The organism is Cytobacillus sp. FSL K6-0129 (genome assembly GCF_038007625.1).
In the GTDB taxonomy this organism is placed as follows: Bacteria; Bacillota; Bacilli; order Bacillales; family Cytobacillaceae; genus Cytobacillus; species Cytobacillus kochii.
Genome location: NZ_JBBOXM010000001.1, coordinates 3,957,209 through 3,969,630, shown reverse-complemented (window position 1 = coordinate 3,969,630; position 12,422 = coordinate 3,957,209). Strand labels below are relative to the sequence as shown.

12 protein-coding genes are annotated in these 12,422 nt (G+C 36.5%); 2 read left to right on the top strand and 10 right to left on the bottom strand.

The genetic code is table 11. The annotated features are described in order from the left end of the window. Positions 1–6 precede the first annotated feature (6 nt). The 9 genes from MHI57_RS20180 to MHI57_RS20140 form a co-directional block, all read right to left on the bottom strand. Positions 7–1,518, bottom strand: a complete 1,512-nt coding sequence (locus MHI57_RS20180) for a tripartite tricarboxylate transporter permease (protein ID WP_340978058.1) — start codon at positions 1,516–1,518, stop codon at positions 7–9. 16 nt (positions 1,519–1,534) lie between these two features. Then, positions 1,535–1,984: a tripartite tricarboxylate transporter TctB family protein gene (locus MHI57_RS20175; RefSeq protein WP_095370437.1), complete on the bottom strand. Its 450-nt coding sequence runs from the start codon at positions 1,982–1,984 to the stop codon at positions 1,535–1,537. 15 nt (positions 1,985–1,999) lie between these two features. After that, positions 2,000–2,977, bottom strand: a complete 978-nt coding sequence (locus tag MHI57_RS20170; RefSeq protein WP_340978055.1) for a tripartite tricarboxylate transporter substrate binding protein — start codon at positions 2,975–2,977, stop codon at positions 2,000–2,002. A 230-nt stretch (positions 2,978–3,207) separates the two neighbouring features. After that, entirely contained in the window at positions 3,208–3,885 is a 678-nt protein-coding gene (locus MHI57_RS20165) for a response regulator (RefSeq protein WP_095373527.1), read from the bottom strand. Next, entirely contained in the window at positions 3,878–5,488 is a 1,611-nt protein-coding gene (locus tag MHI57_RS20160) for a sensor histidine kinase (protein WP_340978054.1), read from the bottom strand. The genes MHI57_RS20165 and MHI57_RS20160 overlap by 8 nt, the downstream gene beginning before the upstream one ends. Before the next feature lie 254 nt (positions 5,489–5,742). Then, the gene (locus MHI57_RS20155) at positions 5,743–6,813 is read right to left on the bottom strand and encodes a zinc-dependent alcohol dehydrogenase (RefSeq protein WP_340978052.1); all 1,071 of its coding nucleotides are present in this window, start codon (positions 6,811–6,813) and stop codon (positions 5,743–5,745) included. A 21-nt stretch (positions 6,814–6,834) separates the two neighbouring features. Further along, positions 6,835–7,512: a cyclase family protein gene (locus tag MHI57_RS20150; RefSeq protein WP_307319065.1), complete on the bottom strand. Its 678-nt coding sequence runs from the start codon at positions 7,510–7,512 to the stop codon at positions 6,835–6,837. Between the two features lie 15 nt (positions 7,513–7,527). Next, positions 7,528–8,859, bottom strand: coding sequence for a short-chain fatty acid transporter (locus MHI57_RS20145; RefSeq protein WP_340978049.1), 1,332 nt, complete (start codon positions 8,857–8,859; stop codon positions 7,528–7,530). Beyond that, a complete protein-coding gene (locus tag MHI57_RS20140) occupies positions 8,860–9,798 on the bottom strand; it encodes a 3-hydroxyacyl-CoA dehydrogenase NAD-binding domain-containing protein (protein WP_322909920.1) in 939 nt (312 codons plus the stop codon). It abuts the gene before it with no gap. A gap of 326 nt (positions 9,799–10,124) precedes the next feature. Between MHI57_RS20140 and MHI57_RS20135 the strand changes: the two genes are divergently transcribed. After that, positions 10,125–10,472, top strand: a complete 348-nt coding sequence (locus tag MHI57_RS20135; RefSeq protein ID WP_095370442.1) for a DUF3870 domain-containing protein — start codon at positions 10,125–10,127, stop codon at positions 10,470–10,472. A 142-nt stretch (positions 10,473–10,614) separates the two neighbouring features. Here the strand turns inward: MHI57_RS20135 and MHI57_RS20130 are convergent, their stop codons facing one another. Then, positions 10,615–11,280: a YczE/YyaS/YitT family protein gene (locus MHI57_RS20130; protein ID WP_340978046.1), complete on the bottom strand. Its 666-nt coding sequence runs from the start codon at positions 11,278–11,280 to the stop codon at positions 10,615–10,617. A 131-nt stretch (positions 11,281–11,411) separates the two neighbouring features. Here MHI57_RS20130 and MHI57_RS20125 point away from each other — a divergent pair, with 131 nt between their 5' ends. Further along, the gene (locus MHI57_RS20125; RefSeq protein WP_328198487.1) at positions 11,412–12,296 is read left to right on the top strand and encodes a LysR family transcriptional regulator; all 885 of its coding nucleotides are present in this window, start codon (positions 11,412–11,414) and stop codon (positions 12,294–12,296) included. Positions 12,297–12,422: the final 126 nt, after the last annotated feature.

The following is a 12,422-nucleotide window of genomic DNA, read 5'->3' as shown; positions in this document are numbered from 1 at the left end:
TGTTATTTAACCTGATATTGTTTGGTCTTCTTTTCTTTTTCTATTTTTAATCAACTTCAAAATAAGTGGATAGCATAAAGATAATACTGTAAGAATCATCAAAATAATAGAAATCCCAGAAGAAAAGAAAATACTTAGACTTCCATTAGATGATGTCAGAGCCATACGGAAATTTTGTTCCATATCTGTTCCCACAATTAGCGCTAGAACTAATGGAGCAATAGGAAAATCTAACACTTTCATAACTAAACCAATGAGACCGAATAACAATAATAAGTAAAAGTCAACTGTAGAATAACTCAACGTGTAAGTACCGATAAAAGCCAACATAATGATAAGCGGATACAGTACTTTAGCTGGCGTGTGAAGGACCTTTACGAGTAACCCAACTAATAGTACATTAATAATCACTAAAGCAATATTACCGATAAACATACTGTTAATAAGTCCCCAAACCATAACCGGATCATTTTCAAAAAGCATCGGACCAGGTCTAACGCCGAGCATGATTAATGCGCCGAGCATAACAGCAGTGGTTCCTGAACCTGGAATCCCCATTGTTAATAACGGAATCATCGCCCCAACTGAGGCAGAGTTATTTGCCGATTCTGGTGCTGCTAAACCTTCTACAGCTCCTTTACCAAATTCCTCTGGTTTTTTAGATAACTGCTTCTCAGTAGAATAGCTAATCATTGATGCAATGGTTCCCCCCGCTCCCGGAAGTACACCAACAATAAATCCAAGAGGTGCACTCCTGAGAATGGGCCATTTAGAACGTTTCCATTGCTCTTTGGTGAACCATGTTTTACCCATGTCTTGATTTTCTTTTTGCTTTTTCTTTTCTTTATAAATCGTTAAGAAATTATAAAATACCTCACCTACCGCATAGATTCCAATGATGACAATTAGAAAATCAATACCTTCTGCTAAATGTGGCAGCCCAAGGGTAAAACGATGAACACCGGTTTGCGGATCAATGCCAATTGTACTTAATAATAACCCTAAGCACATTGCTATAAAACCTTTAATCATTTTTCCTGTTGATAGCGAAACAATAGCTGAGAGGGTTAATAGCATAAGTAAAAAATATTCCGATGGACCGAACTGCAAGGCGAAGCTTGCTAACGGCTTAGCTAAGGCAATAAATCCAAAGGTGGCTAATATCCCCCCGATAAAAGAAGCTACTGCTGATATGGCCATTGCTTGACCAGCTTGCCCTTTCTTTGCCATCGGATAACCATCAAAGGTGGCAGCAATTGCCGAACCATCGCCAGGTGTATTTAATAATATAGAGCTTCTAGATCCGCCGTACATCGCACCATAATAAATGGCAGCCATTAATATAATGGCACTTGTTGGGTCCATTCCAAAAGTAACTGGGATTAAAACCGCAACAGCCGTGGCTGGACCTAACCCTGGTAACATACCAACAACTGTCCCCAAGAATCCTCCTATTACAATCCAAATAATATTAATTGGTTGTATGGCTGTCATCAATCCTTCTACAAAACCCTCCATATGATTCCCTCCTTTTCTATGGCAAACTTACACCTAATAGTTGACTAAATCCGTACCAAGTAATGAAGGAAAAACTCACAGTAACGATGACGTTAACGAGCCATTTTCTCCAACCATTCAGATAAAATAATAAGACACCTAAGAATAAAATCGTTGAAATTAAAAATCCTAGTGTTTCAAATGTCAAGGCATAAATGATACCGAGGATGATCGTGACAACAATTAACTGTATGGCCCTCTTACTAAAGACATCTGTCAGTTTCTCTTCTTTTTCATGGATATTTCTCAGCTCATTCACCAGATAAATAACACTTAGGATAAGCATCAGTGCACTGATGCCAATAGGAAAATATAGAGGCCCATTGGCACTACCTAATGTAGCTTTTGGGATCTGAAATGAGCTAATTAGAAAAACTAAACTAACGGCTATCATTAATATGGGTAAACCTATTTTGATGATTCTCACTTAACAAATCCTCCCTTACTGAACCAGCCCTGATTCGCCAATTAAATCCTTATATAATTCTGCTTGTTCATCGAAAAACGCTTTCGTATCACTACTATTCTGGTAAAAATTATCCCAATCATTATTTGTTAAAAGTTCAGCCCATTCTTCACTCTTAACCATCTCTCCCAATTTTTCATCCCAATATTTGATTTCTTCTTCTGTTATATCTGGTGGCCCCATAATACCTCGCCAATGGGGGAAAACCATGTCAATACCTTCTTCTTTTAATGTAGGTACATCTTCTAATTCTTCTAATCTATCTTCCGAAGACACCGCTAAAATCTTTAGCTTGCCAGCTATATGTTGTTCCTTAACTTCTGATAATGAAGTCGTGACCGCGTTTACATGATTACCTAAAAGGGCTGTCACTACGTCCCCACCACCGCCATCATAGACGAGGAAATTCAAATCTTTTGCTGCGACATCCCTCATTCCTGCCGCTTGCACAAATGATAGATGATCATCATTGCCTAGTCCTGGTCCAACGCCAATTTTTATAGATGCTGGATCATTCTTAATATCTTCAAACAAGTCATTTATATTTTCATATGGAGCATCTACTGATACAGCAATGGCCTGCCATTCGGTTGCTAAGGTCGCAAGAGGTGTAAAATCCTCATAAGTTAACTTACTTTGTCCTAAGAAATGATTGGTTAATAGCAGACTAGAGTTTACCGCAAGATAATGACTATCCTTCGTATGTAAATAGCTCCATCCAACTTCACCACCGCCACCTGGCTTATTAATGACATTAATGTTATTATCCACCAGGTTATTATCCTTAAGAATTTTTTGCACAGATCGAGCTGTTAAATCCCATCCGCCACCAGGTGAGGCAGGAGCAACTACTTCTATATTTTTTGTTGGATATTCCCCATTTCCTGAAGTTGAATTGGAAGAACACGCTGTCAATATAAGAACAGCTAGAACGAAAACTACCAGCTTTTTCACTATATCCACTCCCTTTATTTTGTTAAATTCTGAGTTAATATTAAATTCTGAATAAATAAATGTAAACGTTTTCTAAAAATTGTCTATTAAAAACTTAAAATTAATTAAATTCATTGTGTTCATTTGTGCTTTATTTCACAATAACTATAAGTGGCAATACGACATACCATTCACCGACGTATGTTTTCCCTCTTATACATAAAAAAACCGGTCCCTTTACGACCAGTTTTTCAACGATAAAAATAGTTCCTCTCGGGTCTCCCCACCACTCCATATACTTGTTCAACATAAGCTTTGTTTATACTAACTAAATATTCTAAGTAGCGGCGGGCTGTTGTACGAGATGCTCCCATTTTCTCTCCGACCTTGTCAGCTGTTAAACCTGTTCCTCCCTTTTGTAGAATGGAGCGCACTTTCTCAAGCGTAACGTGATCAATTCCAGCTGGCAAACCGGTTTGTTTATGTAATATGTCTGTTTGCGTGCGACCAAAGAAATAATCAGCAACCTGTTGATTGACTTCAGTGACAGAAGCGAATTTCCCCTTTTCTTCTTTGTACCTTTCTAAGGTTGCAATAAATACATCCAATGAAACCGGTTTAATTAAGTAAGAGATTACTCCATATTTTAGTGCTTTCAATAAATAATCTTTCTCATTCGCTGCTGTAATTAAAATAATATCTACAAGAGGATACTTCTCCCTTATTTCCTCTAATAGATCAATTCCTAAACGATCCGGCATATATATATCCATAAGTAATAAATCAACTGGATGCTGTTGTAACAGTTCCATCATTGCATGAGCATTTAAACCTGTTCCAATTACCTTCATCCCATCTATTCTAGTTATATACTCTTCATGAAGTTGCGCAATCCGATAATCATCTTCGGCTATTGCTACATTAATGATTCCCATTTTTACTCCCCTCTTTCTTTGGTAAATATACAGTAAAGATTGTACCCTTATGCTCATCACTGCTATATTCAATCACACCATTTAGAGATTCTATCTCTACTTGAACATTAAAGAGCCCGTAACCACGATTTTTCCCTTTAGATGATTGTCCCTTCTCGAATAGTTGTTGTGTCATTTCTTCAGCAATTCCTGTTCCATTATCTTGGATTTCAAAAATAACCTCGTCTCCAATATCGGTAACAAAAAATTTCACTTCCTTGGGCGCATTCTCTTTTACTGCATCGAAAGCATTACTAATTAAGTTTCCTAGAATAATGATAAGTGACGATAAATTGAGGTTATCTGGTAACCCTTCTAAAGAACTCTCTTTATCTATTACAAAGTCTATTTTCTTTTCGGAAGCTTGTGCTAATTTTCCTAATAATATCGCTTGCACGCGTTCATCCTTTATTTTTGTAAAAATGATTTTTTCTTCTTTTTTTAATAATGTTGCTTCGCTGTTTATGAATTCAATCGCTTTCTCCTTTTTATCTAATTGAAGTAAGCCTAAGATGGCATATAACTTATTCGTAAATTCATGTGATTGTGCTCGTAAATCATCAGAGTACTGTTTCACTTCAGATATGGCATCTATCATTCGTTTAATTTCAGTACGATCTCGGAGGCTAGCTACTGTACCAATTCTCTTCCCAGCTTCTATAATCGGTTGTGTATTCATGATAATGGCTTTCTCATCAATTTGTATTTCAACATTTACTTGTTTCTTACAACTCTTCAGTCCTTCAATCATTACCTCTGAAGAAATGACTTCCTCTACTAATCTCCCTTCTACTTCACTCTCTAATGTCAATAGCTGAGCAGCGGAAGTATTGACCATCGTAATCATCCCTTTTTCATCAATAGAAAGGATCCCTTCCTTCACTGAATGGAGTATAGCGTTTCTCTCTCTGAACATGGCAGCAATTTCATAAGGTTCTAAATTTAATGTGTCTTTCCTAATACTATTAGTCAATGAATAGCCGGCAAAGATGCCAAGAAACAAGATTATCACAGATACTTTAAGTATTTCTCTTATATCCTCCCAAATGGCTTCATATAATTGGTTCACTTCAAAAAGGACAATGACTGCTCCCTCTACTTTTTTATATTCACCATAATTGACCATTATAGGGGCAACGGCCTTAATCACTTTTTTATCTTCTTCTACTGTTTGCATCACATAAGAGCTTCCATAAATAAGTGCTTTTTCATGCTCTTCTATTGTTAATTCTCCAAAAGTAGATTCATCATCAGTCGAGGCGATAATCATGCCATTGCGTTTTTGAAAAAACACTTCCATATTGTCTATCTTTTTTACTTGATTTACTACATTTCCTAAAGTATTTACTAGTTTATAAGGGTTGTAAAAGTCATGTAATGCCGGCATATAAGAAACGGTCTTTGCTGTCTGCATTGTTAACTCTTCAGCCTTAGCCATATCATCATTTAATTTCATCACGATATACATCGCAGATAACAAAACAATAATAGAAATAATTAAAATGACTATAAGGACGAGAATCTTAATTTTTATAGGAACTTTTAATAACTTTTTCATACAGTTCTCCAGTATTTATAGATTCTTTACATTATAGCAGGATTCTTTCTGAATAATCTATCAACTCATACAATCAATTCTCTATAAGGTGGGCATAACCATACGAAATAAGACGATAAAATGATACAACCTATATTTTATTGATAGCGTAAGATTTTACCGAAAATTCCTAATGAAATAATCACTAACTCAAAAAAAAAACGAACAACCCAAGTTTAGAGATTGTTCGTTTGGATTTGCCATCTTATATAAGCTCATTCTCCTGATGGCTTTAATATTACCTTTACCGCTTCTTTTCTTATGCCTGCATTAAATCCTGCTTCTGCCTCTTCCAAAGCATACGTATGTGTAATAAGTTTTTCATATGGATACTTTCCTGATGCTGCCATTGCAATCGCACGCTTCATCGTTTGTTCTGTCACTCCATATATTCCTTTTATATCAATCTCACCACGTACAATTTCACTAGTAGCTATGGTACTTTCTTGCGGGCTAATCCCAATAAGTAAGACTTCCCCACCTTTTTTGCATATTCTCACAGCATCTGGCAGCGAACCATTAAACCCACTCGTTTCAAAAACATGATCTACGCCATTTCCGTTCGTCTTATGAGCAATTGCCTCTAATAAGTTTTCATCATCAACATACACTATATCAGTAGCACCTAGCTCTAATGCTAATGCCAAACGGCCTTTGTCCTTTGTTAATCCAGTGACAATCAATTGTTTAAATCCATAGTTTGATAGGGAGGCAACCATTGATAATCCAATGGGTCCAGGTCCAATAACAACTGCTGTTTCACCCGGCAGAATGTTCGCCCTTTCAATTGCGCGCACACCAATTCCAATTGCTTCTAGCATACCTGCCACTTCAATAGTAACTTCCTCGGGAAGCGGGAGTACATTCCGATAATCGATAGAAGCATACTCTGCCATTCCACCATTTTCTCTAAAACCGTATCGTAATGATTCTGCCGGCACTTTACTCATGGAACCTTTGCCATGGTCACATAGATTCGTTTGCCCTTTCAAACAATTCTCACAATGACCACAAGGAATATACGGATTAATGACTACATCTTTTCCAATCAAATGAGCGTGATTCTTATGACCCACTTCCACTACCACTCCAGCAAATTCATGTCCTAGTGTGACAGGGGTAGATACCCATTCATACGCATTCATCCCTTCGTGCATATGAAGGTCACTTCCACAAATACTGGCAGCTAGCACTTGTACTAGTACATCATTCTCTTTTAAAGTAGGCAATTCTACATCTTTTATTTCAATACCTCGTGATCTATTAGTTTTTACTACTGCTTTCATAAAAAGCTCTCCTCCTTTCTTTTACCATTCTTCTATCGCTAAAGCTCTTATTGGTGAGCCCGTCATTCCTTTTAGGTTTAGTGGCGTTCCCATAAAATAAAAATGTTTCTTTGTTAACTTCTCTAGATTTACTACATTCTCAAAAATCATGATATTTCGGCCAAGTAACTCCATATGAACATTACGTTGCATATTTGTATTAATATCAGCATTAGGAAGATCAAGACCAATCGCTTTTACTTTTTGTTCCACTACCCAACTAGCAACAGAAGGATCTAATGATAAGCAGTCATGAAAACCTGCAGCATTCCATTCTCCTGGCCAGCAGCGAAATAAAACGATATCATCCTTCTTCACTTTAAGATTGTCACGACGAACAACCTCTTCAACCAAATCTCTTGTTACAGGCTCATTTGCACTCTTTTGAGAAACATCTACCAACACTGCATTCCCCATTGTTGCCTCCACAGGGATTTGCTCAATTGTCCAACCATCTTTAAAGAAATGATAGGGAGCATCCATATGTGTGCCACTATGATCTGACATGATTATCGTTTTACTCGCATACCCTTCACACGGCGCTTGATATCGCGGTTTTGAAAAATCATGTGTAACATGATCCATAAATACCACCTTTGGGTGAGACGGGAAAGATACCAGACCGTCGTATAAAACAACAGATAAATCGACTACTTTCATTATTAGCTCCTCCTTTTATAGTAAGTAACCCCATATTAAACAAGCTGCAATATAAATAATTCCTACATAAAACATAATCATTACTAAATAACCCATTATATCTTTAAGCTTTAGTTTCGATAAAGCGAGCGCTGGTAAAATCCAGAAAGGTTGAATCACATCATTCCATGCATTACCAAGCATAACAGACATAGATGTTTGGCTAAGACTTGCACCTAACTCCTTCGCCGCATCAATCATAAATGGTCCTTGAACAACCCAGTGACCGCCGCCAGATGGAGCAAAGAAATTAATAAAGAAAGAACTAATAATTCCCCAGAATGGTAAACTTTCAGCAGTTGAAAAATTAACAAATATAGCAGCAATTGTATCAACTAGACCCGATGATGCCATAATCGCCATGATTCCTGCATAAAACGGAAATTGTAGAATGATTCCTGATATTGTACCAATTCCACTATTTAAGCTTTGCGTATATTTCGCAGGTGTCCCTAGAAGAATAATTCCTAAGAAAAGGATAATAAAGTTAATAATATTAAGATTCATTGTGTTACCATCGATGAAATAGAAAAGGATATAAACTAAACCAATGATACCAATAGCATAACTAAGTAATCGGCTATTATTAATCTTTGAGGCAAAAGTATCATCGCCTAATATATTCACTGATGCTTCTTTTTTCTCTTCATATAATGCAGGATTTATCTCTCTTACATTCTCTTTATTCTTTGGGTGAAGAGCAGCATTCACAAGTGGCAAAGTAATTAATAAGACAACCGTTGTTATTACCATTGGTAAAGAGAAAATGGTTTCACTTAAACCGATTATGCCCATTGCTGCTTCCATTGGATGACCTGGTGTAGAAATGAGCACAGGAATACTAGCTGATAAACCTAAACCATAAAAGGTAAAACCGCTATATGCAGCTGCAATAATTAAGGGATAATGCACACCCTTTACATTCATTGCTAATTTACTAGCGATAATTCCTCCAATAACTAACCCAAATCCCCAGTTTAGATAGCTACCAATCGACCCAACTAAAGTGGCCACTATAATTGCACCCTTAGGTGTTTTTACTTTAGCCGCAATTTTATTTAATAACCTATCCGTTAGTGGTGCAGTTGCTAAAACATAACCCATAGCTAAAATAACAGCCATTTGTGTCGTAAACGCTAATAAATCCCAAAACCCATTTCCCCATGCTAGCACAAGTTCTTTTGGTGTTTGTCCCTCAATCAACATGGCTAGAATCATTGTTAAAATCGTTAATCCAATAGCAAATACAAATGCATCAGGTAAATACTTCCTCATTAAATTTGTGAAAAAGTTTGTCATTTTTTCCATCTAGTTCCCCTCCTTGTTGTCTCTATCTTTAAGCGCTTTCATTATTTGCAAAATTGCGTTATTCTTCTCTTCGACAATTGCTTGTACATTTCTATCTTGCCAATCATAAAAACCTTTCCCACTTTTTATACCTAGTTCTCCTGCTTCTACCTTTTTCACAAAAAATGGATCAGGATCTGTCCGATTTTCGAGATCTGGATATAAGTATGAAGCAATATGAAAATGAACATCTAGTCCATTTAAATCTCGTTGTTCAAGCGGTCCGCTAAATAATAACCGAGGCGCTAAACTATAACGAATAACTGTGTCAATGTCTTCTGCTGAAGCGACACCTGAAGCTAATAGTGAAATGGCCTCTCTTGCCATTGCATGTTGAATGCGATTGGCAATAAATCCTGGGATGTCTTTTTTAATCAGTACTGGCCTTTTGCCAACCTCTTTTAATAGTGACATCACTTTGTCTGCAACTGCTTCCGATGTTGCTTTTGCTTTTACCACTTCAACGAGTGGAATGACATGAGCTGGCATGAAAAAATGTGTACCCATCATCCTTTGAGGATAGGTTAGGCTTTCAGCTAAGCTATCAATAGACAACCCAGATGTGTTTGTTGCGATGATCGTCTCCTCCGCACAAAACCTCTCTATTTCCTGTAGCACCTGTTGTTTCAGGTCTCGTTTTTCCGGAACTGCTTCAATAATGAACTCAGCTGTTTTCACTTCACTCATTTCAACAGTCATAGAGACAGATGCCAACACACTTTTAACATCATCTGAATTGGAAAGAAGAGTAGAAAGTTGATATTCCATTCTCTCTTTTGCTAAATATAATGCTTCTTTATTCACATCCACTAACGTAACTTGATATCCATTTGTAGAAAACAATTGGGCAATCCCGATCCCCATTGTTCCTCCACCAATAACAGCGATTCTTTTAGTCATTCTAATAACTCCCCCCTCCAGCATTTATACGAATTACCTTAATTTAACAAAAACAAAAAACCTAGCTATCCCAGGAAAATAAGAAAATTACTCGACTCTTATCTCCTTGAAAAAGCTAGGTATCCTTAAGTGTTATGAAAGGTGAATTTCATCGTTAAGAAGACGCTTTTCTTCAGAAAGAATAATATATTCAAATCATTTTGATAGTATTATCATATTTTAAAAGATTTAGATAGTCAATGGAAAATTTTCAATTCTAAAAACCTTTGAAGTTATATGATAAAATAGAACTGTTTAGTAAACCGAAATAGAAGGGAGCCACTATCATGGCACAAAATGAACTTAGCTCCGTACTTGTTACTGCTTATGCCAAAGCTCCACAAGGAACAGCGATGTATGAAGTATACAAACACGCAGGTATTGTTCTCGAAATCAATTCTACTAACCATAAGATTATCAACGCAGAATTTACCTTTATAACTGGACTGACGCAAGATTTCTTTAAGAGATTAATGATTGGATTTGACATGAGTACCGACCTTCAAGGCCTTATCAACCGGATAGAAAAGCACTATTTCGCACCATCCACCACAGCAGTAATTGTTGCCTTAAAAGGAGCCCATAAAAGATATCATGAGAAATTAAAGCAATTGGAAGAGGGAGAATCAAATTGAGAACCGGTTATATTGCCGGTTTGGCTTTTATTCTCCTCCAACTAGATTAGCGTAAACAACAAAATATCTTTCTTAACTAAAAAATAACCAGCAAGGCATCCCCATCCCTCACTGGTTATAATGAATTATTTTATATTACCCCTTAGTTGATCTTACTTAATTCCTCTTGTGGCTTTGCCCACAACCATTCTTTTAACGGTACTTCGTATAATTTTGTCATCCAACCAAGGATCTTACCAATAAAATAAGCGGCTATAACTGTGCCAACCCCGATAGCTCCTAGTGAATGGACAAAGATGAGGCAAACAGCACCGGCGACACAGACATTCAATAAATCACTTGTAATTTTCGCCTTACTAAAAATCATCTTAAAACGCGCACTGATGGCATAGGTTAAGGCATCATAAGGCATAAGTGGTAACTTAGCATTAAAATAACCTAACAGGCCTATTGCCACTACAAATAAACTAATAAGCAAAAAGATAATTTTCATCCCAATTGTTTGTGGTGCTGGAAAAATTTGAACTAAAAGCAAAGTTAAATCCATAAATCCACCGAATAAGAACGAAATAATCAGTTGACCAACAACCTCTTTCACAATAAAAGATTTAGTCAAAATGCTTCCAACAATAATGAATAGAATATTCGCAGCGACAGTCATCATACCGATTTTCATACCAGTACTTAAACTTAACGCATAAGGTAATGATGATACTGGTGAAACTCCTAAATCCGCCTGAATAGAAAAACTAACGCCTAGTGATAAAAAAAATAAGCCTAGTACATAAAGAACTAGTCGTTTAGCCATAATTTGTTTCACCCGATTCTAAATTTGTTCAATGTTTCACTTACTCATTTTATCATCAGAACAAATATATAAAAAATATATATATGATAAACTAGTTATATTAAATTACATATGATGAAAGGGGAGAAATTATGGATATCAGACAGCTTCAATATTATAAAACAATCGTCGATCAAGGCAGTATTTCTAAAGCAGCAAAAGTTCTGCATATGGCGCAACCCCCTTTGAGCCAAGTTTTAAAGAAGCTAGAAACCGACTTAGGTTCTACCTTAATTCATCGTTACCGGGAAAAATGGGAGTTAACAGAGACAGGAATCATTTTGTACAAATATGCCACACAAATGTTAATGGAAATGCAAGTTGTAGAAGAACAAATACAAGAAATCGAACGAGGAGATGCTGGAACTGTCCGAATCGGGGTATCTTCTTCTTGCTCAAATCTGCTGCTTGATTATATCAGCTTGTATCGGAAGGAATTTCCTAATGTCAAGGTCAGTATTTTAAACGGTAATACCGAGGAATTATTGAAAAGACTCGACCAAAGAGAAATCGATATGGCTTTTCTATTAAGACCAATGAATAATGAGCAATACAAAATAAAAAGTTTGAACAAACGATCTTGTGTAGCAATTTTTCCAAGGGAATGGGCAGATCAACTGTCTCCTGAAAGAACAACTTTTGAAGAAATGGTTTCCTTTCCTTTCATCTTGTTAGGAGCACTAGAAGGTTTGACTTTCACTGAAAATATTCTTAAGTCCTTTGAAGAAAGAAATATAACTCCAAATATCATTATTGAATGTAAAGATGTGATGATGGCCATCCAACTTGTCAGTAAAGGTCTTGGGATATCAATGATTCCGCAAATGGACAATTCTCCTCAACTGTTTGAAAATATTGAAGTTCGAGCAATACAATCTTATGAATATCAAATGGAACCTGTTATTTTGCGCCTCAAAGAGAAACAAATGTCCAAAGCCTCTTGGCACTTTTGGGAAATGATTGACGGGGAAAGTTAAAACACTATCAGCCGCTCTACCTGCGGTGGATCCAACAGAATACTGGCTGAGGTTGTGGAATGGTCTTAGTAGTTAATAATAGAAGGGTTAAACATCTAAAAACTAGATATTATTCATACCCTTTTA

Excerpts from the sequence above, each read along its gene's own strand:
- MHI57_RS20180 (WP_340978058.1), bottom strand. The coding sequence starts at position 1,518 with ATGGAGGGTTTTGTAGAAGGATTGATGACAGCCATACAACCAATTAAT.
- MHI57_RS20160 (WP_340978054.1), bottom strand. The coding sequence starts at position 5,488 with ATGAAAAAGTTATTAAAAGTTCCTATAAAAATTAAGATTCTCGTCCTT.
- MHI57_RS20155 (WP_340978052.1), bottom strand. The coding sequence starts at position 6,813 with ATGAAAGCAGTAGTAAAAACTAATAGATCACGAGGTATTGAAATAAAA.
- MHI57_RS20150 (WP_307319065.1), bottom strand. The coding sequence starts at position 7,512 with ATGAAAGTAGTCGATTTATCTGTTGTTTTATACGACGGTCTGGTATCT.
- MHI57_RS20145 (WP_340978049.1), bottom strand. The coding sequence starts at position 8,859 with ATGGAAAAAATGACAAACTTTTTCACAAATTTAATGAGGAAGTATTTA.
- MHI57_RS20140 (WP_322909920.1), bottom strand. The coding sequence starts at position 9,798 with ATGACTAAAAGAATCGCTGTTATTGGTGGAGGAACAATGGGGATCGGG.
- MHI57_RS20135 (WP_095370442.1), top strand. The coding sequence starts at position 10,125 with ATGGCACAAAATGAACTTAGCTCCGTACTTGTTACTGCTTATGCCAAA.
- MHI57_RS20130 (WP_340978046.1), bottom strand. The coding sequence starts at position 11,280 with ATGGCTAAACGACTAGTTCTTTATGTACTAGGCTTATTTTTTTTATCA.
- MHI57_RS20125 (WP_328198487.1), top strand. The coding sequence starts at position 11,412 with ATGGATATCAGACAGCTTCAATATTATAAAACAATCGTCGATCAAGGC.